Raw genomic sequence first — 23411 nt, forward strand, 5'->3', positions numbered from 1 at the left:
TCGGGTCCGGCGGCGGCCAGGCCGTGGCCGACTCCCTGACCCGGTCGATCGGCGCGGACGTGCCACTGCTCGGTCAGATCCCCCTCGACACCCGGCTGCGCGAGGGCGGCGACAACGGCACCCCGGTCGTCCTGTCGGACCCCGACTCCCCCGCCGCCGTCGCCCTGCGCGGCATCGCCCGGGGCCTGTCCACCCGCGCCCGCGGGCTCGCCGGCCGTTCGCTGGGGCTGACGCCCACCAGCCGCTGAGCCCTCCAGCCGCTGAGCCCTCCAGCCGCTGAGCCCGAGGTCAGGTGGCGTCGACGTCCCAGGGGGTGGGCTTGGACGCGTCGTGGACCTGCTGGGTCGAGGGGGCCATGACCCCCGACTGGGGTTTGTCGGCAGGGGCGTCGTCCATCGGTTCCATCAGGGCTTCACGCACGATGCGCCGCGGGTCGTACTGCCTGGGGTCGTACTGCTTCCAGTCGATGTCGTCGAAGTCCGGACCCATCTGCTCGGCCAGCTGCGACCGGGCGTTCGTCGCCAAGGTGCGCGCCTGACGGACGAGCTTGGCCAGCTTCGCGGCATACTCCGGCAGGCGTTCGGGACCGAGCACGACGATCGCGACCACGAGCAGGATCAGGAACTCCGAGCTGTTGATGCCGAACACGTCTCTGGTCTCCCTCAGCCCGTCGCACCCTGGAGGGTCATTGTGACATCCAGCGTCTGGTTGCCTCGCAGCACCGTGAGCTTGACGGTGTCGCCGACGTTCTTGGCGCGGACCGCGACGATCAAGGCGTTGGCGTCGGTGACCTTCCGGCCCTCGAAGCCCACGACGATGTCGTCGCCCTGGAGGCCGGCGGTGGCGGCCGGACTGCCCGACGGGACACCGCCCTGCGCGATCTTCGCCCCGTTGCCGTCGTAGCCCTGGTCGACGTTGACGCCGAGCACGGGGTGGTCCGCCTTGCCCGTGGTGATGAGCTGCTGGGCGGTCTTCGCGGCCTGGTCGCTCGGGATGGAGAAGCCCACGCCGATGTTGCCGCCGGTGTCGGCGCTCGAGCCCGGCACCCGGGCGATCGCCGAGTTGACCCCGATGACCCGGCCGTTCATGTCCAGGAGCGGCCCACCGGAGTTGCCGGGGTTGATGGCCGCATCGGTCTGGATCGCGTTGATGTAGCTCGTGTCGCCGCCGTCACCCGGGGTGACCGGGCGGTTGAGCGCGGAGACGATGCCGCTGGTCACCGTCGCGTCGAGCCCGAGCGGTGCCCCGACGGCGATCACCCCGTCGCCGACGACGACGTCCGCCGAGCGACCGAACTCGAGGGGCGGGAGATCGGTGGTGTTGACCTTGAGGACGGCCAGGTCGTAGGAGGCGTCCTTGCCGACCACCTGGGCGGGGAGGTCCGTGCCGTTGTTGAGCTCCACGGTGATCGTGCCGGAGCCACCGGCCGCGTCGACGACGTGGTTGTTGGTGAGGATGTGGCCCTGCTTGTCGATGACGAAACCCGACCCGGTGCCCGTGCCGCCGGCCGCCTTGATCTTGATCGTCACGACGCTGGGTAGCGCGTTGGCCGCGATCTTCGCGATGCTGCCGTCCGGCCGCGCGGTCGACCCGGGCCCGGGTGCGGGCAGCGCGGCCCCGAGGCTCACTCCCCCGTCGAGGTAGTGGGTGCCGAAGGCGACGACGACGCCGCCGATGAGCGCGGACACGAGTGCGAGGGCCACGATGGCGAGGCCACGACGGGGCTTGCGGCTCGTCGTCGGAACCGGCCTCGTCGGTGCGGGCAGTGGCCCGTATGCCGCGCCGGGGGCGGCGAAGCCCTCCTGGCCGGGCAGCCCCGGATAAGGGGCGGGCGGCATCGTGGGGGGACCTGCGGCACGCGGAGGCCCGGGAGGCGGAGCCGACGGCGCGCCCCACGCGGCTGGGGGCGGCATGGGGGTGGATGAGGGCGGCGCGCCCGGGGCCTGCGCCCAGGGCGAGGTGGCCCAGTTCGAGGTCTCGATCGGCTGGGTGGTGCCCGCACCGGGCAGGCCCCCGTGACGGTTCTGGGGACCGCCGTGGGGACCGCCCTGGGGCACGCCGAAGTCGTCCCACGGCATCGGCTGCCGGGGTGCCTCCCTCTCGGGGCGATCCGGTGACCCGGTGGGGCGATCGAGCGACCCGTCGGTCATCGGCCGCCCTCGTCGACCAGACGCGGGGCACGGGGCGCGACGACGCGGCTGGCCGTGAGGAACGCGGCCGTGTCGGCCGAGGTGCTCGACGACGAGCGAGGCACCGTCAGGGGCGCGCGGGGCACCGCGGTCGCCGCGGTGGGTCCGGCCACCGCGAGGCCGATCGCGGCGGCGGCCGACGCGCTCGCGGCGAAGCCGGCGAACATCGCCGCACGCCGCGGCGACCGGTGCAGGGCCGGCGCGGCGGGAGCGACCGTCGGGACGGGGCGGGTCACGGGTCGGACGACGAGCGGACGGGGAGCCGACTGCGCGGCACCGCACCCGCCCGGCGAGCCGAGTCCCAGGAGCATCGACTGCAGACCGTCGGACAGCCCCGGGGTGGCGCCATGACGCAGCGAGGCGAGGAGGCGACGCTCTTGGTCGGCGGCATAGCAGCACACCTGGCAGGCGACGAGGTGCTGGTCGAAGGCGCGCAGGACGGGCGCGTCCAGTCGACGGTCGACGTATGCGCTGACCTGCAGCCCGAGGTGCCTGCTCACCTCACCTGGCCCCCGGTATGACCCGAGCCGGCATCGCGATGCCGTGGCGGGCCGGCGCCTTGCGCGTCGCCGGAGCGGCGACGGCGCCGGGAGCCCGGTGCGCGAGCGACTCACGCAGGAGGGCACGGCCACGGTGGATGCGGGAGCGGACGGTGCCGAGCTTGATGCCCAGCGTCGCGGCGATCTCCTCGTAGGACAGGCCTTCGATGTCGCAGAGGACGACGGCCGCACGGAAGTCCGGCGACAGGGCGTCGAGCGCGTGCTGGACGTCGTCGTCGAAGTGGGTGTCGTAGAACGTCTGCTCCGGGCCGGGCTCGCGGCTGGCCATCCGGCCGGCGGCGTCCTCGGGCAGGGCGTCGAAGCGGATCCGCTGCTTGCGACGCATCTTGTCGAGGAAGACGTTCGTCGTGATCCGGTGCAGCCAGCCCTCGAAGGTGCCGGGGGTGTAGGAGCTCAGCGATCGGAAGACGCGGATGAACACGTCGTGCGTGAGGTCCTCGGCGTCATAGGGGTTGCCGGTCAGGCGGTAGGCGAGCCGGTAGACCCGCGCCGAGTGCTGCGTGACGATCTCCTCCCAGGAGGGAGGGGTCCACGCGGGGTCGGGAGCCGCATCCTGCAGGGCCGGGGATCCGGTCAGGGTGTCGGTCACGTGCAACGCCTTTCGAGAGATCCTCAGTCCGGTTGACGAACCGCGTGATCTCAGAGTTCCTGCCTGGATGAAGATTCTACTGTGCCAAGCCTGTGCCTTGCCCCTCCATCGGGGACGACCCTGGGACGACCCTGACTCGCCCCCTGCTTCTCGGTGTGACCCGCAGCGTCGTCCCTTCCGGTGATTCGGAGCGGACCCGGGGCGTGGATGCCGAGGCCACCGGCAGGAGTCCCCGCGCGGCGCCGACAAATGTGGACGAGAGGCCCGGGTCGACCCGAGTAGGGTCTCAGGACATGAGCTCACAGAAGCCGGCCAGCTGGGCCTACGCCGAGGACTTCGTGACCGAGAGCGAGGCCGCCCTGACCGCTCGGCGTCGCGGGGAGGAGCTCGGATGCGCACCCGTCGGCGTCGGCGTCGGCGCCACCCTGCGCATGGTTGCCGCGTCCGTCGGCGCCCGCGCGGTCGTCGAGATCGGCACCGGCGCCGGGGTGTCGGGGCTGTGGCTGCTGGAGGGGATGCCCGACGACGGCATCCTCACGACGATCGACCTCGAGGCCGAGCACCAGCGAGCCGCCAAGGAGGCGTATGCCGCTGCCGGAGTGGCGCACCAGCGCACCCGGGTCATCACCGGTCGCGCCCTCGACGTCCTCGACCGGATGACGGACGGGGCCTACGACCTCGTCCTCGTCGACGGCGACCAGAACGAGTTCCCCGCCTACGTCACGCAAGCCGGACGGCTGCTGCGCTCCGGCGGCGTCATGCTCGTCAACACCATGCTCTGGCGCGACAAGGTGGCCGATCCCGCCGCGCGGGACGACACCACCCGCACGCTGCGCGACCTCGGCAAGTCGCTGCGTGACGACGACCGCTTCAGGACCAACCTCCTGCCCGTCGGCGACGGCCTGCTCGTCGCCGTGAAGCGCTGAGCGCGATGGCGCACCACCGGCACGGCACGGCCCCGCCGACCCGGTGGGAGGAGACGGTCACCGGTGACGACTGGGACTTCTACGTCGCCCGGTTCGACGGGCTGGTCGCCAACGGCGACGACCTCGAGGGCGAGGCCCGCTTCATCGACGCGCTGGCCCCACGGGGCGCGCGAATCCTGGACGGCGGCGCCGGCACCGGACGGGTCGCCGCGGCCCTGACCCGGATGGGTCACCTGGCCATCGGCGTCGACCGCGATGCAGGGCTGCTGGCGCACGCCCGCGCGAACCATCCCGGCGTCCCCTACCTCACGTGCGACCTGCTCGAGCTCGATGCCGGGGTGCTCGCCGACGAGGGCTTCGATGGCCCCTTCGACGTCGTCGCGCTGCCGGGCAACGTCCTGGTCTACGTCGCGCCGGGCACCGAGCGGGAGGTGCTGCGCGCGGCATACACCCTGCTGGCGAGCGGCGGGCGGCTCGCCCTCGGCTTCGCGACCGACCGCGAGTATGCCGTGGGAGACCTGGACGCCGACCTCACCGCCGTGGGGTTCGTCCTCGAACACCGTTTCGCCACCTGGCACCTCGACCCGTGGGTCGACGGTGCGCCGTGGCAGGTCAGTGTTGCCCGTCGCCGTCCTGACTGAGCACCCGGCGGTGCAGCTCGGTGGTGAGGATGTGGATCTGCCGGGTCAGGTCGGTGTTGGTCTTCAGCTCGAGCTCCGACTCGACGAAGTCGTGGTCGGCCTTGGCCTGCTGGAAGGTGGCCTGCCGGTTCTGGCCGATCATGACGAAGGTCGACAGGAAGATGGCCTCCAGCGACACGACCAGCGTGAGCGTCGGCCAGGGGCTCTTCTCGAAGAAGAGCATCCACGCGGCGAAGACCACGATGTGGACGTAGACGAACTTCATCGACCCGGCGAACGTCGTGATCGCGTCGGCGACCCGCAGCTGCATGCTGTTGGCCCGGCGCTCCATCATGGCGACGTTGGCGGGGTGATGCAGGACGGGGCGCGGCAGGCGAGAGGCCGGGTGGGACGGAGTCGTGGTCATGGCCGCAGATCCTGCACATCTCACCTGAGAATCCGGCGAGAACGCTGCAGACACTCCCCACAGCCCCGAGCGACCCCGGCGACCCCCGACGACCCCCGGTGACCTCGGTCAGTGGCGGGTCAGCTGACGCCGTCGCACCCCTGGATCGCGTCCCGCAGGCTCGCTGCCTCGATGGGCGTCATCTCGACGACCAGGCGACCGCCACCCTCGAGGGGCATACGAAGGACGATGCCACGCCCTTCCTTGGTGACCTCGAGCGGACCGTCTCCGGTCCTGGGCTTCATTGCCGCCATGGGCTGGCTCCCCTTCTGTGGATGATCTCGCTCATCGGTCTCGCGGCTCGAGGTGCCGCAGGGATGGTGCACCCTGCAGCGTCGGAGGGACGATGAGTGTTCGATGACCATTATCACGCAGGGTGCGGCGCCGAACGAAATCGCCCCCGCCGCCGCAGGGGTCGGCGAGGCTGGTGAAAGGCCGGTCGCAGGCTGGTGAAAGGCCGGTCGCAGGCTGGTGAGAGGCCGACGGCGGGACGGTGGGAGGCTTGGGTTCCGCGACCCGCGCCGGGTCGCGCACCTGCCGAGGCACCGAGGAGCCGAGATGTCCCCCACCACCGATGGTGTCGTGCTGGTCGAGCACCTCGACGGGGTCGCCACGCTGACCCTCAACCGGCCGGGCGCGATGAACGCCCTCGACCTCGCGCTCAAGGAGGCCCTCCTCGTGGCGCTGCGGCAGGCCGCCGACGACCGGGCGGTGCGGTGCGTCGTGCTGACCGGCTCGGGTCGGGCCTTCTGCGTCGGCCAGGACCTCAAGGAGCACGTCGCGGGCCTGCGGTCAGGTGGTCCGGCGCTCGGCAACACCGTGCTGGAGCACTACAACCCGATCGTCACGCTCATCGCGACGATGAACAAGCCGGTCATCGCCGCGCTCAACGGCGTCGCCGCCGGCGCCGGCGCCTCTTTCGCCCTCGCGGCCGACCTGCGCGTGCTCGTCGACACCGCGGGCATCAACCTCGCCTTCGCGGGGATCGCCCTGTCCTGCGACTCCGGCGCCTCGTGGACCCTCCCACGCCTCGTCGGCCCCTCGCGCGCCAAGGAGCTGCTGCTGATGCCGCGCACGATCGGCGCGCAGGAGTGCCTCGACCTCGGGCTGGTCTCCCGGGTCGTGGCCGCCGACGACTTCGCGTCGACGGTGCGTGAGCTGGCGGCGCGGCTGGCCGCCGGTCCGACCCTGGCCTATGGTTCGATCCGCCGCGCCGTCGCCTACAGCGCCGGGCACACCCTCGAGGACTCGCTCGCGCGCGAGGCCGAGCTGATGTCGGTCACCGGCGGCTCGGCCGACCACCGGGAGGCTGTCGACGCCTTCCTCGCCAAGGAGAAGCCGACCTTCACGGGCGGCTGACCCTCACGGCGGGTAGTCGGTCGGCGGGACGAACCGCCAGAGGATGTCGATCCAGTACCACTGACCGACGACGAACAGCACGAGCAGGATGCCGGCGCGCGCCACCACCCACGGCGTCCGGGCCGGCGGTCGGGCCCGTCCGGCGACCCCGACGAGCACCGGGACCAGCGGGAAGAGCGGGATGAGGTAGCGGAAGATCGAGGTAAAGGGGTCGAGCACCACCAGCAGGTATGCCGGGTAGGCCAGCGACCAGGTCCGCAGCTCCGGTCCCAGCCGGGCGGCCCACGGGCCGAGGACCATGACGGCGATGACGACGAAGGCGACCGTCAGCCAGACCGGCCCCCACGTCTCCCCGAAGTAGTAGCGGGACATGTCCATCCACGGGTGGAACGGGGTGATCTCGTGCCCGGCCCGCCACGACGACATCGTCTCGGTATAGGCGTTCGACTGCCTTGTGACCCACCAGGCGATCGCCGGCCAGAGCAGGCCGGCCACCCCGCAGCCAGCGAGCGCAGCGAGGCCGGAGAGGCCTTCGCCCGCGCTGATCGGGTCACGCCCGCGTCGCCGCCAGCGCAGCCAGAGGGCGACGAGGGTGACTGCGGCGAGGGGTACCGCGATCGGTCGGGCCAGACCCGTGAGCAGCGCGAGCGACGTTGCCAGCAGCCAGCGCTCGCTGGACAGGGCGAGCAGCGCCAGGGTCAGCAGGGCCATCGCGGTGGACTCGGTGTAGCCGACCTGGAGGGAGGCCGCCGCAGGGAAGCTCGCCCAGACGACGACGCACAGCAGGGCGGTGCGCCGCCCGAGCCGCTTCTCGAACAGCTTGGCCATCGCGATCGCGGCGACGAACCCCAGTAGCAGGGACAGCGTCGAGCCGGCGGCATAGAAGCTCAGGCCGAAGCCGTCCATGACGAACCGGCAGAGCAGCGGGAAGAGGGGGTAGAACGCCCAGGGGTTCTGCTGGACCACGCCGAAGGAGTCGACGGGCAGCGCCGCGGGATAGCCGCTCGCGGCGATCTGCTGGAACCACTGGCCGTCCCACTGGGCGCTGAACGTCAGGTAGTTGACGACCGGGCCGGTCCACCCGGTCGGCACCTGGCGGGCCGCATCGACGGTGAGCAGGATCCCGGTCAGCAGCCGGCACGCGGCATAGAGGAGGACGACCTGGACGAGGAAGCCGGGGAGCAGGATCCGTCTGACCTGGCCGGTGGCCGCCGGCGGCGTCGGCGTCGGCGTCGGATCCGGCCCGTCGTCCAGCGGCTCCGCCCGCCGGCCGGTGAGCGGCGAGCTCATCTGACGCCTCCTCCGGCCGGGGCGCCTGACCGGTGGCACGCCGCGACGTGGTCGTCGACCAGGCCGCAGGCCTGCATCGCGGCATACATCGTCGTGGGGCCGACGAAGGCGAACCCGCGTCGCTTGAGCGTCTTCGCCAGCGCGACCGACTCGGGGCTCGTGGCGGGGACGTCGGCCAGGCGCTGCGGAGGTCGGTGGTGGGCCGGGGCGTGGGACCAGATCAGGCCGTCGAGACCGCCCGGCCCGTCGCTCTCGTTGCCGTCGTCGCTGTCGTCGCTGTCGTCGCTGTCGTCCCGCAGCGCGAGGACGACGGCGGCGTTGGCGATGGTCGCGTCGATCTTGCGCGCGTTGCGGACGATGCCCGCGTCGGCCATCAGCCGCTCCCGGTCGGCCACGCCGTAGGCCGCGACCCGTTCAGGGTCGAAATCGTGGAACGCCGCTCGGAAGGCCGGTCGCTTGCGCAGGATCGTCAGCCACGACAGGCCGGACTGGAAGGCCTCGAGCGTGAGCCGCTCGTAGAGAGCGCGTTCGCCGTGGACGGGCCTGCCCCACTCCTCGTCGTGGTAAGCGAGGTAGTCCGGGGTCGAACCGGCCCAGGCGCAGCGGGCCACGCCGTCCTCGCCGACCGCGATCCCGCTGGCGTCCGACTCGCTCATGGCGGCTTCACGATCCCGTCATGACGCGGCCTCGGCCGCCCCCGCCATCCCGGCGACGGCGCGCCCGAACAACCGGCTCGTCACCGGGTCGGCCAGGGGCACGAGGAGCCGGCCGAGGAACTCGGGACGGGGAACGATCTCCTCGGTCCAGGTGAGGTCGACCCGGCCGTCGGCGCCGGTCACGGCCTCGACCTCGGCCCAGCCGGCGAGCAGGCGGCCGGTCTTGCGGACGGCGAAGCGCGCCTCGGAGGCGCTCGGGGCGCCGGGCGGCTCCCAGACGGTCACGAGCATGGAGTCGAGGAAGGCCACCGGGCCGAGGCCGGTGCGGCCGACGAAACCCCAGCCGACCCGGGTGGGGCCGGGGTCGACGACCATCGTCGTCAGCGGGATCCAGCGGCCGTAGGTGGCGAAGTCGGAGAAGACGTCCCACACCTGCTGCAGCGGGGCGTCGATGGTGCGGCGGACGACAGCGGGCACGGGGACGTCAGCTCCTGTCGGAGAGGGAGGCGGGGGTCTCGCTGACCAGCTGCTGGGGCTGATCGGGCTGCTGGGGCTGCTGGGGCTGCTGGGGCTGCTCGGCGTGCTCGAGCCCATCCGCCGGCCCGGGCTGCCGCTCGGTCGCCCGTCGCAGCCGGGCCACCTCGTCGCCGAGGTCGGCGACCTCGCGGCGGAGGCGGTCGACCACCCCGTCGACCTGGTTCATCCGGTAGCCGCGCAGCGCCGTGTCGAAGTGCAGCTCGGCGAAGTCACCCGGGGTGAGCGGGGTCTGCGGCAGCGGTTCGTGGCTGAGGCTCGTCGTGGCGGCGTCGAGCGAGCCGTCGACACGCCCGAGCACAGCGGCCGTCGTGAGCACGACGAGGACCACGGCGACGACGAGGACCAACCAGATCACCGCCCGATCGTGCCACGAATGGCTAGCCGGTCACGACCCGGACCGCCTCGGCCGGGTCGTCCACCACGTGGAGCATCGCGAGGTCGCGCTCACTGACGGTGCCCTGGGCGAGAGCCGTGTCGCGCAACCACCGGAGCAGGCCGCCCCAGTAGGAGCTGCCGAGCAGCACCAGCGGGAAGGAGGTCACCTTGCGGGTCTGCACGAGGGTCAGCGCCTCGAACAGCTCGTCGAGGGTGCCGAACCCGCCGGGCAGGACGATGAACCCCTGCGCGTACTTGACGAACATCGTCTTGCGGGCGAAGAAGTAGCGGAAGTTGACCCCGAGGTCGACGTAGCGGTTGAGCCCGGTCTCGAAGGGCAGCTCGATGCCGAGCCCCACCGAGGTCCCGCCGGCCTCGAAGGCGCCCTTGTTGGCCGCCTCCATGGCGCCGGGCCCGCCGCCGGTGATCACGGCATACCCCGCCTCGACGAGCAGGCGACCGACCTCCACCGCCATCCCGTATGCCGGGTCGTCGGGTGTCGTGCGCGCGGAACCGAACACGCTGACCGCCGGTCCCAGCTCGGCGAGCGCGCCGAAGCCCTCGACGAACTCCGACTGGATCCGCATCACCCGCCACGGGTCGGCGTGCAGCCACTCGGCGGACTGGCCGCTGTCGAGCAGCCGCTGGTCGGTGGTCGTCGGCGGCACCTTGTCGCGGCGCAGCGTGACCGGGCCGGTCTGCCGCTCGTCCTGCTCGCGCCCGTCCAGTTCCGTTGCGCGCGGCTGCTGCTCGGGCCGCTGCTGCTCGTCGCTCATCGCAACCACCGGAGCAGCGCCTGCTCGGCGTCGAGGTACTGCTGGATCGGCGCGCGCTCGTCGTCGGTGTGGGCCCGGTTGGGGTCTCCGGGGCCGTAGTTCACCGCCGGCACGCCGAGCGCGGAGAAGCGGGCGACGTCGGTCCAGCCCTCCTTGGGGCGGACCGGGACGCCGAGCGCCTCGACGAAGCCCTGCGCGGCGGGGAAGGTCAGTCCGGGGCGGGCGCCGGGCGCATTGTCCTTCACGTCCACCTCGAAGCCGGTGAAGATGTCCTTGACGTGGACGGCGGCCTGCTCGGCGTCCTTGTCCGGGGCATACCGGTAGTTGACCGTCACGACGCACCTATCGGGGATGACGTTGCCGGCGATGCCCCCGGTGATGCCGACCGCCTGGAGGGCCTCGTGGTAGTCGAGGCCCTCGACGTGGACGGTCTGCGCCTCGTAGGCGATGAGCCGGTTGACGATCGCCCCGGCGGCGTGGATCGCATTCGCGCCGTTCCACGGCCGGGCCGAGTGGGCTGCGACCCCTCTCGCGACGACGTCGGCGCGCAGGGTGCCCTTGCAACCGCCTTCGATCGCCCCGTCCGTGGGCTCGAGGAGGACGGCGAAGTCAGCCGCGATGAGGTGCGGGTTGTCGTCCGCGAGGTGGGCCAGGCCGTTGAACTGCCCGTCGATCTCCTCGCCCTCGTAGAAGACGTAGGTGACGTCGCGGTTGGGTGCGGTGAGCTGCGCGGCGAGGCGCAGCTGGACGGCGACGCCGCCCTTCATGTCGACGGTGCCGCGGCCGACCAGCTCGTCGGGTCCCCCGTCGTGCCCGGGCCCCCTGCCGTGCCCCTGCCCCCCGTCGTCCCCGGACTGTCGCCTGGTCGGCAGGTTGGGCGAGGCGGTCAGGGGGACCGTGTCGATGTGACCGGCGAGGACGACCCGCTCGGCGCGACCGAGCTCGGTGCGCGCGACGACGGTGTTGCCGTGACGGGTCACGGTGAGGTGGGTGAGGGGCCGCAGGGCGACCTCGATCGCCTCGGCGATCGCGGCCTCGTCCCGGCTCACCGAGGGGATGTCGCAGAGGGCTGCGGTGAGGGTGACGACGTCGTCGGAGAGGTCGAGGGATGGCGCGGCGGTCATGGACGGAAGGCTAACCTCCCGGCACACCTCGCCTAGTGTTGACGCCATGACTGACTCTCGGGGCGACTCCGGCGCACGCCACGACGACTCAGTTGCGCGCCACGCGTGGGGTTTCGGCCTCGCCACCCACGTGCGGACCGTCGACGGACCGGACCAGGAGCCGACCGTCCGGGTCCTCGACGCGTGGTTCCCGAACCCGCACCTCGGCCGTCGCGACGTGGCCGAGCTGCCCCCCTACGAGCTGTCGGCCCTGACCGGCCCCGACGACGCGCGCGGCGTCTCGACCCACGTGATCGCGATCGAGATCGACCTCGACGACCCTCCGGCCGGGGCCGCGGACGCCTACCTGCGGCTGCACCTGCTGTCGCACCGGCTCGTCCGGCCCAACACGATCAACCTCGACGGCATCTTCGGACAGCTGCAGAACGTCGTCTGGACCAGCTTCGGACCCTGCCCCGTCGAGGGATTCGAGCTGACGCGGCTGCGACTGCGACGACGCGGCGCGGTGCAGGTCTTCTCCGTCGACAAGTTCCCGCGGATGACCGACTACGTGGTGCCCAGTGGCGTCCGGATCGCCGACGCCGACCGGGTCCGCCTCGGTGCGCACCTCGCCGAGGGCACGACCGTCATGCACGAGGGCTTCGTCAACTACAACGCCGGCACGTTGGGCGTCTCGATGGTCGAGGGACGGATCGTCCAGGGCGTCGTCGTCGGCAACGGCTCCGACGTCGGCGGCGGCGCGTCGATCATGGGGACCCTGTCGGGCGGCGGCACCCAGCGGGTCAGCGTCGGCGAGCGGTGCCTCCTCGGCGCGCAGTCCGGGCTCGGCATCGCGCTCGGTGACGACTGCGTGGTCGAGGCCGGCCTCTACGTCACGGCCGGCACCAAGGTCACCCTCCCCGACGGCTCGGTCGTCAAGGCGCTCGAGCTCTCCGGCCGCGACAACATCCTCTTCCTGCGCAACTCCGTCACGGGGACCGTCGAGGCCCGCGACCGCGCCGGCACCGGGATCACGCTGAACGACGCCCTGCATGCCAACGCCTGACGAGCGGCCCGTTCTCGCCGAGGAGGGTGCAGGCTCGCGGCATACCCGGCCGAGGTCGATGGGAGGGATCGGGGAGCGCCATCCACGGCGGCGCCGGTGGGTCGGGCGGGTCGTCGTCCTGCTCGTGCTCGTGATCGTCGCGGTCAGCGGCTACCAGGCCTACCTCGCGGTCCGGCGCAGCCTCTTCAGCGCCAGCTGCACCGTCACTGCCTCCGGTACGTCGTTCACCTTCACCCCCGAGCAGACCGCCAACGCCGCACTGATCGCCGCCCTCTCGGTCAAGCGCGGGCTGCCCGCCCGGGCGGCCACCATCGCCCTCGCGACCGCGCTCCAGGAGTCGAAGCTGCTCAACCTCACCTACGGCGACCGCGACTCGGTCGGGCTGTTCCAGCAGCGACCCAGCCAGGGGTGGGGCACGAAGGCGCAGATCCTCGACCCGGCATACAGCACCAACAAGTTCTACGACGCGTTGATCAAGGTCAAGGACTATCAGACGGGCGAGATCACCAAGGTGGCCCAGGCGGTGCAGCGCAGCGGTTTTCCCGAGGCGTACGCCGACCACGAGCAGCAGGGGCGGGTGCTCGCGTCGACGCTGACGGGGCAGTCACCGGCCGGTCTCGGATGCCAGGTGGAGCCGGTGGCGCGGCCCGCGAACGGGGCGGCGGCGGCCACCGGGGCGAGCATCGCGGCCGACCTGGCCGCCCAGCTCGACAGCACCGCGACCGTCGAGGGCGGGCAGCTGACGGTGGCGGCGCCCGACGCCGTGCGCGCGTGGGCCGCCGCCCAGTGGGCCGTGGCGCGAGCCCAGGCCTACGGCATCGACCGGGTGCAGGTCGCCGGTCGGACCTGGGACCGCGCCGAGGACGCCTCCGCCCTGACCTGGGGCCAGGGCGGGTCGGCAGGGGCGACGACGGTCGTCATCCGGATCGGGACGGCCACCGGCTGACGGCGGAGGCGCCAGCGGTCGTCCGCAGACCTCGCCTCAGCGGCTGCCGAGCTGGAGGTAGTCGCGCTCGGTGGCGCCGACGTAGACCTGGCGGGGACGACCGATCTTGGTCTCGGGGTCCTCCATCATCTCGCGCCACTGGGCGATCCAGCCGGGCAGCCGCCCGATGGCGAAGAGGACGGTGAACATCTTCGTCGGGAAGCCCATCGCCTTGTAGATCAGGCCGGTGTAGAAGTCGACGTTGGGGTAGAGCTTGCGCTCGATGAAGTAGTCGTCGTGCAGAGCGATGTCCTCGACCCGCTTGGCGATGTCGAGCAGCTCGTCGCTGCCACCGAGCTTCTCGATGATCTCGTCGGCCGTCTTCTTGATGATGGCCGCCCGCGGGTCGTAGTTCTTGTAGACCCGGTGGCCGAAGCCCATCAGCCGGACGCCGTCCTCCTTGTTCTTCACCTTCGTCATGAAGGTGTCGACGTCGTAGTCGGCGTTCTGGATCTTGCTCAACATCTCCAGGACGGCCTGGTTGGCGCCGCCGTGCAGCGGGCCGAAGAGGGCGTTGATGCCGGCCGAGATCGAGGCGAACATGTTGGCCTGCGAGGAGCCCACGAGCCGCACCGTCGAGGTGGAGCAGTTCTGCTCGTGGTCGGCGTGGAGGATGAGCAGCAGGTCGAGCGCCTTCACGATCGTGGGATCGAGCTCATAGGGCTCGGCCGGGAAGCCGAAGGTCATCCGGAGGAAGTTCTCGGTCAGCGAGAGGGAGTTGTCGGGGTAGAGGAACGGCTGGCCGACGCTCTTCTTGTGCGCGTAGGCCGCGATCGTCGGCAGCTTCGCGAGGAGGCGGACGGTGGAGAGCTCGACCTGCTCGCGGTTGAAGGGGTCGAGGCTGTCCTGGTAGAAGGTCGACAGCGCGGAGACGGCGGACGACAGCACCGGCATCGGGTGCGCGTCACGGGGGAAGCCCCCGAAGAAGCCCTTGAGGTCCTCGTGGAGCATCGTGTGACGGCGGATCCGGTCCTCGAAGTCGGCCAGCTCGGCCTGGGTGGGCAGCTCGCCGTAGATCAGGAGGTAGGACACCTCGACGAAGGACGACTTCTCCGCCAGCTGCTCGATGGGGTAGCCGCGGTAGCGCAGGATGCCCGCGTCGCCGTCGATGTAGGTGATCGCGCTCTTGCACGCCGCGGTGTTGACGAAGCCGGCGTCATAGGTGACCTTGCCGGTCTCCTTCAGCAGGGCCGAGACCCCGAGCGCGTCGCTGCCGTCGGTGGCCCGGACCACGGGCAGGGTCAGGGTCTTGCCGCCGAGGGACAGGGTGCCTTCGGACACGTCGCTGCTGGTCGTGGTGTCGGTGGTCATGGGTGGTTTCCTCCAGCTGTTGGGAGAGGCAACGACGGCAGGAGCCACGTCAGGGCCAGGAACGTCGGTTCCGACGCTACCCCAGCGGCCGGACCCGTCGGCAGGCGGGCGACTGTGAGGTTCCCCGTATGCCGCGGACCTCGCCACCCCCTGCCACCCGCTCACAGCCGGCTCGCGGCGGCCTCGACGCGTTCGTCGGTCGCCGTGAGGGAGACCCGCACGTGCCGCGCGCCCGCGGCGCCGTAGAAGGACCCCGGCGCGACGAGGATGCCGCGGTCGGCGAGCCACGCCACGCTGGTCAGCGCGGGCTCGTCGCGGGTCGCCCAGAGGTAGAGACCCGCGCCGGAGTGGTCGATCCGGAAGCCGGCACCCTCGAGGGCGGGGCGCAGCCGGGCCCGGCGCGCGGCATACCGGGCCTTCTGGGCGCCGACGTGAGCGTCGTCGGAGACCGCCGCGACGACGGCGGCCTGCACGGGAGCCGGCACGATCATGCCCGCGTGCTTGCGCACCTCGAGCAGCCGGGCGACCAGGGCGGTGTCACCGGCGGCGAAGGCCGCGCGGTAGCCGGCGAGGTTGGACTGCTTGGAGAGCGAGTAGACCGCGAGCAGTCCCTCGTGCGAGCCGTCACAGACCCGGGGGTCGAGGATGCTCGGGGTCGCCGTGTCCCCGCTCCAGTCGAGCTCGGCGTAGCACTCGTCGGAGGCGACGACGACGCCGTGGTCGCGGGCCCAGGCGACGACCTTGGCGAGGTGCGGGACGCCGAGGACGGCGCCGGTCGGGTTGCTGGGACTGTTGAGCCACAACAGCTTTGGCCGGTTCGCCTGCGTCAGGGGCCCGAGCGCCGTGAGCCCGTCGACGACGACCGGGGTGGCCCCGGCGAGGCGGGCACCGACGTCGTAGGTGGGGTAGGCGACCGCCGGGATGCCGACGACGTCACCGGCGCCCAGACCCAGCAGCGTGGGCAGCCAGGCGACCAGCTCCTTGCTGCCGATGGTCGGCAGCACGCCCGCCGGGTCGAGCCCTGGCACCCCGCGCCGGCGGGCGAACCACGCCGACACGGCCTCCCGCAGCTCCCGCGTCCCCGAGGTGAACGGGTAGCCGGGCGCGTCAGCGGCCGCGACGAGCGCCGCCTGGACGACCGCCGGGGTCGGGTCGACGGGCGTCCCGATGGAGAGGTCGACGAGGCCGTCGGGGTGGGCGACCGCGGTGGCCCGGTGCGGAGCCAGGGAGTCCCAGGGGAAGTCGGGGAGACTCCCGATCACTCCTCGTGCTCCTGCGGGGGCAGCGCGCTGATGATCGGGTGGTCCTTGGCGATGACGCCGAGCTTGGCGGCGCCCCCCGGGCTGCCGAGGTCGTCGAAGAACTCGACGTTGGCCTTGTAGTACTCGGCCCACTCCTCCGGGACGTCGTCCTCGTAGTAGATGGCCTCGACCGGGCAGACCGGCTCGCAGGCGCCGCAGTCGACGCACTCGTCGGGGTGGATGTAGAGCGAGCGCTCACCCTCGTAGATGCAGTCGACCGGACACTCCTCGATGCACGCCTTGTCCTTGAGGTCGACGCAGGGCTGGGCGATGACGTAGGTCATGGTCTGAGAGATCCTTCGGGCGGACTGAGCGTGGAGCGAGAACAGGATCTAGTATGCCGAGTCGGCTCGGCTGCCACTGCACCGGGCTCACCGGTCGGACGGGCCTACCGGTGGGACGGGGCGAGGGAGCGATGAGCAGGATGGCTGACGGCACGAGTGGCGCCCTCGGGCCGGCCGCCAACCCCCTGCGGCTCGGGGCCCGGGTCGTGGTGCGCCACCGGCGAGCGCCGGGGTCGGTGCCGCCGCTCACGGACACGGTGGGGGTGGTCGTCTCCGTCAGCGACACCTCGGTGGAGATCGAGACCTCGCGGGGGCCGGTCACCATCCTGCGGAAGGACTTCGTGGCGACCCGCGCCGTGCCGCCGCGCCAGACCCGACCGGGGCCGGCGCACACGACGATCTCGGTCGACGACCTCGAGCTGGTCATGGCGGAGGGCTGGTCGCCGGTCGAGCGCGCCGGCCTCGGCGACTGGGTCCTCCGGGCGTCCAGCGGCTTCACGGGCCGGGGCAACTCCGTGCTCGCGATCGGCGACCCGAGTCTGCCGCTGCCGCTCGCCGTCGACCACGTCGAACGCTGGTATGCCGCGCGGCAGCTCCCGCCCCGGTTCCACCTCGACCTGCCCGCCGGCGTGGCCGACCCCGGCGACCTCGCTTCGGTCCGCGACGAGGCCGTTTGCGACGAGGCCGTCCGCGACGACCCGCTGGGCGCCGAGCTGCTGTCGCGCGGCTACCGCGTGGTGCAGCCGACGCTGACGATGACGGGCTCCAGCGGCGGCATACCGGCTCTCGGGGACGGGTCTCCGGCCGTGTCGATGGAGGCGGAGCTCCGGCTCGACTGGCTGCAGACCTACGCACGCCAGCGCACGATCCTGCCCGGTGTCACCGAGCAGCTGCTGACCGGCTCGCCCGCCCAGCTCTTCGCCTCCACCGGCGTCGCACCGGCCCTGACCGCGGTCGGCCGGATGTCGATCCACCCGGGCTGGGCCGGCATCCACGCGCTCTGGGTCGACCCCGACCACCGCCACCAGGGCCTCGGCGAGACCGTCGTCCGGGCGATGGCCACCCTCGCCCGCGACCACCGGATGCCCTCGATGATGCTCCAGGTCGAGGCCGGCAACGCGCCCGCCATCGCGCTCTACCAGGGCCTCGGCTTCACCACCCACCACGCCTACGTCTACCTCGACGCCCCCACCTGACAACGCCCCCGCCGCACGAAGGCCGCGGGGACCTAGTTGGCGTGGTTGGGGTTGGTGCAGGTGATCCTGTCCTCGGGGTCGTACTTCGTCGTGTAGTCCTCGGACCTCACGACGACGCCGTTCTGCGTGAAGACCCGCGTCACGGTGACGTCGAAGCCGGGGGTGCCCACCGGCTGGGGAACGCAGGCCGCCGTCGCGTCGACGATGTCCCGGCCGGTGTGCACGTTGCTCCGCGGCCCCTGCTGCGCCTCGACGTCGTAGACCTTGGTGCTCCAGATCCGCCCGTGCACCTGGTTGTCGGAGACATACATCTGGATCAACATCCCGTACTTCGAGGTGTTCTTCCACTTGTTGTCGATGGTCGGCCAGTAGACCGTGGCCTCGCGACCCTCGGGGTAGCGGGAGATGTAGAACGAGTGCGGGGTGTGCTCGACGAGGTCGCCGCCGGCGAACCACGCGATGTTGTAGACCACGGTGGAGACCTGCGAGATGCCGCCGCCGGTGCCCTTGACGAGGCGGCCGCCCTCGATGACGTAGCCCTCCTGGTAGCCCTTGTCCGCGGTGCGCTCGCCGAGGATCCCGTTGAGGCTGAACGTCGCTCCCGGTGCGAGAAACGTGCCGTTGATCGTGTTGGAGGCGGCGACCAGGTTGGCCGTGCGTGACGGGTTGACGGGGAAGGCCGAGTCGAACGAGGAGATGACCGAGGTCACGCCGAGGGCCGTGGCCTGGTCGGTCGACAGGGTCGGTTTCGCAGCGGTGGCCGTCAGCGTCGCCGTGCGCTTCGGGTCGGTCAACGCCTTGAGCACCAGGTCGGAGACGGTGGCGGGGTCGACCTGGAGTCCGTCGACGGCGGGAAGGACCACCGGGACCCCGTTCTGCAGCACGATGCGGGCGTCCTGCGGCTGCGGGAGGAACCCCGTCGAGAGCTGCGCGACGATCCGACCGATCGCGGCACCGTCGAGCGTCGGCCGGAGGGTGCCGGTGTCGTCGGCCACCATCGTCAGGGCCGGCGCCACCTGGGCGGGGAGCAGCGGGGCGGTCCGGTCGCCGACCACGAGGGAGATCGGCGCCGACATCGCGGGGGTCGCGAAGGACCGCACAGCCGCGACGACCTTGTCCTGGGTGACCTGCGGCGGGGTCCGGGTGACGTCGGCGGACATCGTGGTCGTCCGGGGATAGCCCTGCGAGATCTGCGCGACGAGCCGGGACACGTCGACGGAGGTCCCGACCCCGGCGGGCGTCACCGACACCTTGCCGGCCGGGAAGGTCACGGTCCCGTCCTGGGGCTTCGTCTCGACGGCCTTCGCGCCGCTGTCCACGGCGGCCCTGAGCCTGGTCGCGTCGACGGTCGTGAGCACCGGCCGGTGGATCTCACCCATCAGGTGCTCCCAGATCCGGACCGGGTTGAGGCTGAACCCCGCCATCCCCTCGAGCGTCCCGTCGATGTCGAGCGCCAGGCCCGACGACGCGGGTTGGATCCGGATCGACCGGCCGGTGTCCGCGAGCGAGACGACGATGGGCGCGGTTGCCGTGGTCTCCAGCTCGCGCCGGAGGGTGGCCGAGGCCACCTGCTGGGTCATCCCGCCGACGTCGATCCCCTCGACGGTGGCCCGGGCCGGCACCTGCCGACCGACGACCAGCGCGAGGATCACGTATGCCGCGACGAGGATCACCGTTGCCGCGAGGAGACGCAGCCACATTGCGCGGGACTCCGTCGCGCGGGAATCCGTCGCGCGGGACTCCACGACGCGGGACTGCGCCACGCGAGGCTCCTGGCCGGCCACGTCCCCTGGTCCCTCACTTCAGCGTCTCGTAGCGCCCCCTGAAGTAGAGCAGGGCGTCGCCGGGATGATCGGCGATCTCTACGGAGAGTACTTCGCCCACCACGATGCTGTGGTCCCCCGCAGCGTGGGTGCTGACCGTCTGACACTCAATCGTTGCCAAGGCGCCCGCCACGAGGGCCACACCGGTCGCCGGACCCCGCCGGACCCCCAGCCGGCCCAGCTGGCCGTGCAGCGGGCGACCGCGGGTGGCGAGCCAGTCGGCAGTGCCGCGCGAGGACGCCTCGAGGATGCTGATGCCCCACCTCCCGGCACCGAGGATGGCGTCGTGGAACCGCGACTCCTGCTCGACGCAGACGAGCAGGAGCATCGGCTCGAGCGACACCGAGGTCACCGCGTTGGCGGTCATCGCGTGGTCGATCCCCTGCCAGCGGCTGGACACGACCGTGACCCCCGTGGCGAACCGCCCCATCGCCTGCCGGAAGGCGTCCGACGAGGGCCGCGGCGGCGGGTCTGCCGCGGCAGGCTCCGCGGGATGCGTGGACGGCTCGCTCACACCATCCAGTGTCGCCTACCCGAGGAGGCCGAGGACCGCAGGCCCGGTATGCCGGGTGTCACCCGCTGCCGGGTCGCCGTCCACCGTCCAGGGGTCGACGCGGGTGAACCCCTCCCGGCCGGCCAGCCGGGCCGCGACGTCGTCGCTCAGGGCGTAGTAGCCCTGGAAGACGCTGACCTGCGTGCGGTGGGCGGCCAGGGCATATTCCTGGGTCGTCCGGACGCCCACGTCCTGCACGACGTGGGTGACCTGCTCGTCGGGGACGACCGAGGGCGGGTAGGCCGCGTCCGGGCCCAGCAGCGTCAGGCCCTCCTCGACGCGGACGTGACCCGGCAGCCAGGCGCGGTCCTCTGCCGCCCAGGACCGGGGCGTCCGGATCTCGAAGACCCGGTCCGGCCGCTCGCCCGGCGCCAGCCCGGCGAGGGCCGCCATCGTCACGCGGTGGGTCTGGATGTGGTCGGGGTGGCCGTAGCCGCCCTGCCGGTCGTAGGTGACGACCACGTCGGGGCGCAGCGCCCGCACGTGCGCGGCGACCAGGGCCGCGGCCTCCGCCACCGGAGCCCCGGCGAAGGCCCTCGGGTGGTGCGCGGCCGGCATACCGGCCATGCCGCTGTCGCGGTAGCGGGAGAGGGCCCCGGTGGCCGGGTCCTCCCCGAGGACGGCGTGGGCGACGCGGAGCCGGCGCATCGCCTCCCGCAGCTCCTCACGGCGCCACGACCCCAGCGGGTCGCCCTCGGCGCCCTCGAGGTGGGCCAGTTCGGGCGGGATGACCTCACCCTCCTCGCCGAGGGTGCAGACCAGGACGTGCACCTCGTCGCCGGCGTCGACGTGGTGCGCCATCGTCGTGCCGCAGGTGAGCGTCTCGTCGTCGGGGTGGGCGTGGACGAAAAGCAGCCGGGTCATCGTCGGCCACGGCCAAGTCGTCGGCGCATCCGGGCCATCAGATGACCTGGCGCTCCTCCGGGAAGTGGCAGGCCACCCGGTGGCCGGGGGTGATCTCGACCGGCAGCGGGATCTCGGCGGCGCACCGGTCCTGGGCCTTGGGGCAGCGGGTCCGGAAGACGCAGCCGCTCGGCGGGTTCTGCGGTGAGGGCAGGTCGCCCGTGAGCAGGATCCGGTCCTTCTTGGCCGCCCGGGCCGGGTCGGGCGTCGGGACGGCCGACAGCAGCGCGTGCGTGTAGGGGTGCTGCGGGTGCTCGTAGAGGGTGTCGCGCTCGGCCTCTTCCATGACCTTGCCGAGATACATCACGACGACCCGGTCGGAGATGTGCCGGACGACGGACAGGTCGTGGGCGATGAAGACGTAGGCGAGGCCGAGCTCGTCCTGGATGTCCTCGAGGAGATTGATGACCTGGGCCTGGATCGAGACGTCGAGCGCCGAGACGGGCTCGTCGCAGACGATCAGCTGCGGCCGCAGGGCGATCGCCCGGGCCACCCCGATCCGCTGCCGCTGGCCCCCCGAGAACTCGTGGGGGTAGCGGTTGTAGTGCTCGGGGTTCAGCCCGACCCGGGCCATCAGCTCCTGGACCGCCTTGCGGGTGCCGCCGTCGGGCTTGATGCGCTGGATCTCGAAGGGCGCCGCGATGATCGAGCCGACGGTCTGCCGGGGGTTGAGCGAGCCGTAGGGGTCCTGGAAGACCATCTGCATCTCGCGACGCAGCTTGCGCAGGTGGTCGCCCTTGACGGTCGTGATGTCCTTGCCCTGGAACTCGATGGTGCCGCCGGTGGGGTCGAGCAGGCGCAGCATCGTGCGCCCGGCGGTCGACTTGCCGCACCCGGACTCGCCGACGAGACCGATGGTCTCCCCCGGGTAGAGGTCGAACGAGATCCCGTCGACCGCCTTGACCGGGTTGTCCGGACGGCGCACGAGCGTCTGGCGGAACTGCGGGAAGTACTTCTGCATCTCGGTCAGCCGCAGCAGCGGCGTGCCCTCGCGGGAGGGCGCGGGCTGCTCGGCCACCATCGTGTCAGTGGCAGAGGCGGTGTCGCTGGGAAAGGCCGCGCCGGAAGGAGCGGCGGTGTCCTGAGGTGTCTGGTCGGTCATCGGGAGGACGCCCTTCAGAGACGGGGCTTGATGTCGGACTCGAACAGGTCGGTCCGCTGGGCCGGGGTGAGGTGGCAGCGCACGAGGTGCTGCGGTGACGACTCCAGCAGCTCGGGCACCACCGTCGAACAGGTCTTGCCGGGCACCTGGTCCCGGAAGGTGCACCGCGGGTGGAAGGCACACCCCGAGGGCACGTTGATGAGCGACGGGGGGTTGCCGGGGATCGGGTCGAGCCGCGACTTGCGGGCCCGGTCGAGCCGGGGCATGGAGCTGAGCAGGCCCCAGGCATAAGGGTGCTCGGGCTTGTAGAAGACCTCGTTCACCGGTCCGTGCTCCACGGCCTTGCCGCCGTACATCACCAGGATGTCGTCGGCCATCTCGGCGACCACGCCGAGGTCGTGGGTGATCATGATGATGGCGGAGCCGAACTCGCGCTGCAGGTCACGCATGAGGTCGAGGATCTGGGCCTGGACGGTGACGTCGAGGGCGGTCGTCGGCTCGTCGGCGATGAGCAGCGACGGGTCGTTGGCCAGGGCCATCGCGATCATCGCGCGCTGCCGCATGCCGCCGGAGAACTCGTGGGGATACTGGTCGGCGCGCCGGGCGGGGTTGGGGATGCCGACCCGGCCGAGCATCTCGATCGCCCGCTTCTTCGCGACCGACTTGGACATGTCGTGGTGGTGGACCCGGATGCCCTCGACGATCTGGCTGCCCACCGTGTAATAGGGGTGCAGGGCCGACAGCGGGTCCTGGAAGACCATCGCCATCTTGCTGCCCCGCAGCTGGCGCAGCCGCTCGTCCTTGATGGTCATCAGGTCCTCGCCGTCGAGGATGATCGACCCGGACGTCTGCGCGCGCGTGCGTCGGTGCAGGCCGAGGATCGCCTGGCTGGTGACCGACTTGCCCGACCCGGACTCGCCGACGATGCCGATCGTCTTGCCCCGCTCGAGATCGAAGGACAGTCCGTCGACGGCCTTGACCAAGCCGTCGTCCGTCGGGAAGTGCACCTTGACGTCGCGCAGCGAGAGGTACGCCGCGTGGCCGCCGGCAGCGACCGGCGCCCGTTCCGCGGTGGTGGTGGTGCTGGTGGTCGTGCTCGTGGGGGTGGTCATCGGCGTCCCTCTCAGCTCAGCCGCACGCGCGGGTCGATGACACCGTAGAGGACGTCGACGACGAGGTTGGCGACGGTGATGAAGAACGCGGCCACGATCACCACACCGACGGTGACCGGCAGGTCGGTCAGGGTGACGGACTGAAGGGCGAGGTAACCCAGGCCCTGGACGTTGAAGACCTTCTCGCTGATGATGGCGCCGCCGAGCAGGCCGCCGAGGTCGAGGCCGGCCGCGGTGACGATCGGGGTGAGCGCTGCCCGGAGGCCGTGCCGCCGGATGACGGTGCGCTCCTTCACGCCCTTGGCCCGGGCGGTGCGGATGTAGTCCTC

The 23411-nt window shown here is 71.8% G+C and carries 28 protein-coding genes; 7 read left to right on the top strand and 21 right to left on the bottom strand.

Going from position 1 to position 23411, the window contains the following annotated elements; translation table 11 throughout:
* Positions 1-248: P-loop NTPase (locus Q0R63_RS06905; protein ID WP_295695657.1), on the top strand; the 248-nt coding region annotated here is incomplete at its 5' end.
* Between the two features lie 40 nt (positions 249-288).
* Here Q0R63_RS06905 and Q0R63_RS06910 read toward each other — a convergent pair.
* From Q0R63_RS06910 to sigE, 4 genes are all read right to left on the bottom strand, one after another.
* Complete coding sequence (locus Q0R63_RS06910; protein ID WP_295695659.1) at positions 289-648, bottom strand: twin-arginine translocase TatA/TatE family subunit; 360 nt, start codon at positions 646-648, stop codon at positions 289-291.
* A gap of 14 nt (positions 649-662) precedes the next feature.
* Entirely contained in the window at positions 663-1838 is a 1176-nt protein-coding gene (locus tag Q0R63_RS06915; protein ID WP_295695660.1) for a trypsin-like peptidase domain-containing protein, read from the bottom strand.
* Between the two features lie 308 nt (positions 1839-2146).
* Complete coding sequence (locus tag Q0R63_RS06920) at positions 2147-2689, bottom strand: hypothetical protein (protein WP_295695662.1); 543 nt, start codon at positions 2687-2689, stop codon at positions 2147-2149.
* 1 nt (position 2690) lies between these two features.
* Entirely contained in the window at positions 2691-3338 is a 648-nt protein-coding gene (sigE, locus tag Q0R63_RS06925) for an RNA polymerase sigma factor SigE (RefSeq protein WP_295695664.1), read from the bottom strand.
* 293 nt (positions 3339-3631) lie between these two features.
* On the opposite strand from sigE, the gene Q0R63_RS06930 reads away from it, so the two are divergent.
* Both Q0R63_RS06930 and Q0R63_RS06935 read left to right on the top strand, forming a co-directional pair.
* A complete protein-coding gene (locus Q0R63_RS06930; protein ID WP_295695666.1) occupies positions 3632-4264 on the top strand; it encodes an O-methyltransferase in 633 nt (210 codons plus the stop codon).
* Between the two features lie 5 nt (positions 4265-4269).
* Positions 4270-4905, top strand: a complete 636-nt coding sequence (locus Q0R63_RS06935) for a class I SAM-dependent methyltransferase (protein ID WP_295695668.1) — start codon at positions 4270-4272, stop codon at positions 4903-4905.
* On the opposite strand, the gene Q0R63_RS06940 is transcribed toward Q0R63_RS06935, so the two are convergent.
* The gene (locus tag Q0R63_RS06940; protein WP_295695670.1) at positions 4877-5311 is read right to left on the bottom strand and encodes a DUF1003 domain-containing protein; all 435 of its coding nucleotides are present in this window, start codon (positions 5309-5311) and stop codon (positions 4877-4879) included. The genes Q0R63_RS06935 and Q0R63_RS06940 overlap by 29 nt on opposite strands.
* Before the next feature lie 119 nt (positions 5312-5430).
* Entirely contained in the window at positions 5431-5604 is a 174-nt protein-coding gene (locus tag Q0R63_RS06945) for a DUF3117 domain-containing protein (RefSeq protein WP_295695672.1), read from the bottom strand.
* Positions 5605-5908: 304 nt separating this feature from the next.
* On the opposite strand from Q0R63_RS06945, the gene Q0R63_RS06950 reads away from it, so the two are divergent.
* Positions 5909-6709, top strand: a complete 801-nt coding sequence (locus tag Q0R63_RS06950) for an enoyl-CoA hydratase-related protein (protein WP_295695674.1) — start codon at positions 5909-5911, stop codon at positions 6707-6709.
* 3 nt (positions 6710-6712) lie between these two features.
* On the opposite strand, the gene Q0R63_RS06955 is transcribed toward Q0R63_RS06950, so the two are convergent.
* The 6 genes from Q0R63_RS06955 to dapE are packed head-to-tail and all read right to left on the bottom strand — an operon-like array spanning position 6713 to position 11467.
* The gene (locus Q0R63_RS06955; RefSeq protein WP_295695677.1) at positions 6713-7999 is read right to left on the bottom strand and encodes a hypothetical protein; all 1287 of its coding nucleotides are present in this window, start codon (positions 7997-7999) and stop codon (positions 6713-6715) included.
* A complete protein-coding gene (locus Q0R63_RS06960) occupies positions 7996-8655 on the bottom strand; it encodes a DNA-3-methyladenine glycosylase I (protein WP_295695678.1) in 660 nt (219 codons plus the stop codon). Before Q0R63_RS06960 ends, Q0R63_RS06955 begins: the two co-directional genes overlap by 4 nt.
* Before the next feature lie 18 nt (positions 8656-8673).
* Positions 8674-9132 (bottom strand): SRPBCC family protein, encoded by a 459-nt coding sequence (locus Q0R63_RS06965; RefSeq protein ID WP_295695680.1) that lies wholly within the window; start codon positions 9130-9132, stop codon positions 8674-8676.
* A 7-nt stretch (positions 9133-9139) separates the two neighbouring features.
* Positions 9140-9547 (bottom strand): DivIVA domain-containing protein, encoded by a 408-nt coding sequence (locus tag Q0R63_RS06970; RefSeq protein WP_295695683.1) that lies wholly within the window; start codon positions 9545-9547, stop codon positions 9140-9142.
* Between the two features lie 22 nt (positions 9548-9569).
* A complete protein-coding gene (locus Q0R63_RS06975; protein WP_295695686.1) occupies positions 9570-10343 on the bottom strand; it encodes a TIGR00730 family Rossman fold protein in 774 nt (257 codons plus the stop codon).
* On the bottom strand, positions 10340-11467 hold the full coding sequence (gene dapE / locus Q0R63_RS06980) for a succinyl-diaminopimelate desuccinylase (RefSeq protein ID WP_295695688.1): 1128 nt from the start codon (positions 11465-11467) through the stop codon (positions 10340-10342). Before dapE ends, Q0R63_RS06975 begins: the two co-directional genes overlap by 4 nt.
* A 46-nt stretch (positions 11468-11513) precedes the next feature.
* Here dapE and dapD point away from each other — a divergent pair, with 46 nt between their 5' ends.
* Positions 11514-12512 (top strand): 2,3,4,5-tetrahydropyridine-2,6-dicarboxylate N-succinyltransferase, encoded by a 999-nt coding sequence (dapD, locus tag Q0R63_RS06985; RefSeq protein ID WP_295695690.1) that lies wholly within the window; start codon positions 11514-11516, stop codon positions 12510-12512.
* Positions 12499-13458 carry a hypothetical protein gene (locus tag Q0R63_RS06990; protein ID WP_295695692.1) on the top strand — a complete coding sequence of 320 codons (960 nt, stop codon included), beginning with the start codon at positions 12499-12501 and terminating at the stop codon, positions 13456-13458. The genes dapD and Q0R63_RS06990 overlap by 14 nt, the downstream gene beginning before the upstream one ends.
* A 36-nt stretch (positions 13459-13494) precedes the next feature.
* Here the strand turns inward: Q0R63_RS06990 and Q0R63_RS06995 are convergent, their stop codons facing one another.
* The 3 genes from Q0R63_RS06995 to fdxA form a co-directional block, all read right to left on the bottom strand.
* Positions 13495-14808: a citrate synthase gene (locus Q0R63_RS06995; protein WP_295695694.1), complete on the bottom strand. Its 1314-nt coding sequence runs from the start codon at positions 14806-14808 to the stop codon at positions 13495-13497.
* 161 nt (positions 14809-14969) lie between these two features.
* Entirely contained in the window at positions 14970-16067 is a 1098-nt protein-coding gene (gene dapC, locus Q0R63_RS07000) for a succinyldiaminopimelate transaminase (protein ID WP_366521084.1), read from the bottom strand.
* Positions 16067-16393: a ferredoxin gene (gene fdxA, locus Q0R63_RS07005; protein WP_295695698.1), complete on the bottom strand. Its 327-nt coding sequence runs from the start codon at positions 16391-16393 to the stop codon at positions 16067-16069. The genes dapC and fdxA overlap by 1 nt, the downstream gene beginning before the upstream one ends.
* Before the next feature lie 131 nt (positions 16394-16524).
* Between fdxA and Q0R63_RS07010 the strand changes: the two genes are divergently transcribed.
* Positions 16525-17589 (top strand): GNAT family N-acetyltransferase, encoded by a 1065-nt coding sequence (locus tag Q0R63_RS07010; RefSeq protein WP_295695700.1) that lies wholly within the window; start codon positions 16525-16527, stop codon positions 17587-17589.
* A gap of 32 nt (positions 17590-17621) precedes the next feature.
* Here the strand turns inward: Q0R63_RS07010 and Q0R63_RS07015 are convergent, their stop codons facing one another.
* The 6 genes from Q0R63_RS07015 to Q0R63_RS07040 form a co-directional block, all read right to left on the bottom strand.
* Complete coding sequence (locus tag Q0R63_RS07015; protein WP_295695703.1) at positions 17622-19352, bottom strand: VanW family protein; 1731 nt, start codon at positions 19350-19352, stop codon at positions 17622-17624.
* 34 nt (positions 19353-19386) lie between these two features.
* Complete coding sequence (locus Q0R63_RS07020; RefSeq protein ID WP_295695705.1) at positions 19387-19926, bottom strand: flavin reductase family protein; 540 nt, start codon at positions 19924-19926, stop codon at positions 19387-19389.
* A gap of 15 nt (positions 19927-19941) precedes the next feature.
* Positions 19942-20829, bottom strand: coding sequence for an N-acetyl-1-D-myo-inositol-2-amino-2-deoxy-alpha-D-glucopyranoside deacetylase (gene mshB, locus Q0R63_RS07025; protein ID WP_295695707.1), 888 nt, complete (start codon positions 20827-20829; stop codon positions 19942-19944).
* Between the two features lie 37 nt (positions 20830-20866).
* The gene (locus Q0R63_RS07030; protein ID WP_295695714.1) at positions 20867-21889 is read right to left on the bottom strand and encodes a dipeptide ABC transporter ATP-binding protein; all 1023 of its coding nucleotides are present in this window, start codon (positions 21887-21889) and stop codon (positions 20867-20869) included.
* Between the two features lie 95 nt (positions 21890-21984).
* Positions 21985-23082 (bottom strand): ABC transporter ATP-binding protein, encoded by a 1098-nt coding sequence (locus Q0R63_RS07035; RefSeq protein WP_295695709.1) that lies wholly within the window; start codon positions 23080-23082, stop codon positions 21985-21987.
* A gap of 11 nt (positions 23083-23093) precedes the next feature.
* Positions 23094-23411, bottom strand: a 318-nt coding sequence (locus Q0R63_RS07040; protein WP_295695712.1) for an ABC transporter permease, incomplete at its 5' end; no start/stop codon positions are given.

The sequence above is a fragment of the Lapillicoccus sp. genome, assembly GCF_025353065.1.
Lineage (GTDB): Bacteria > Actinomycetota > Actinomycetes > Actinomycetales > Dermatophilaceae > Lapillicoccus.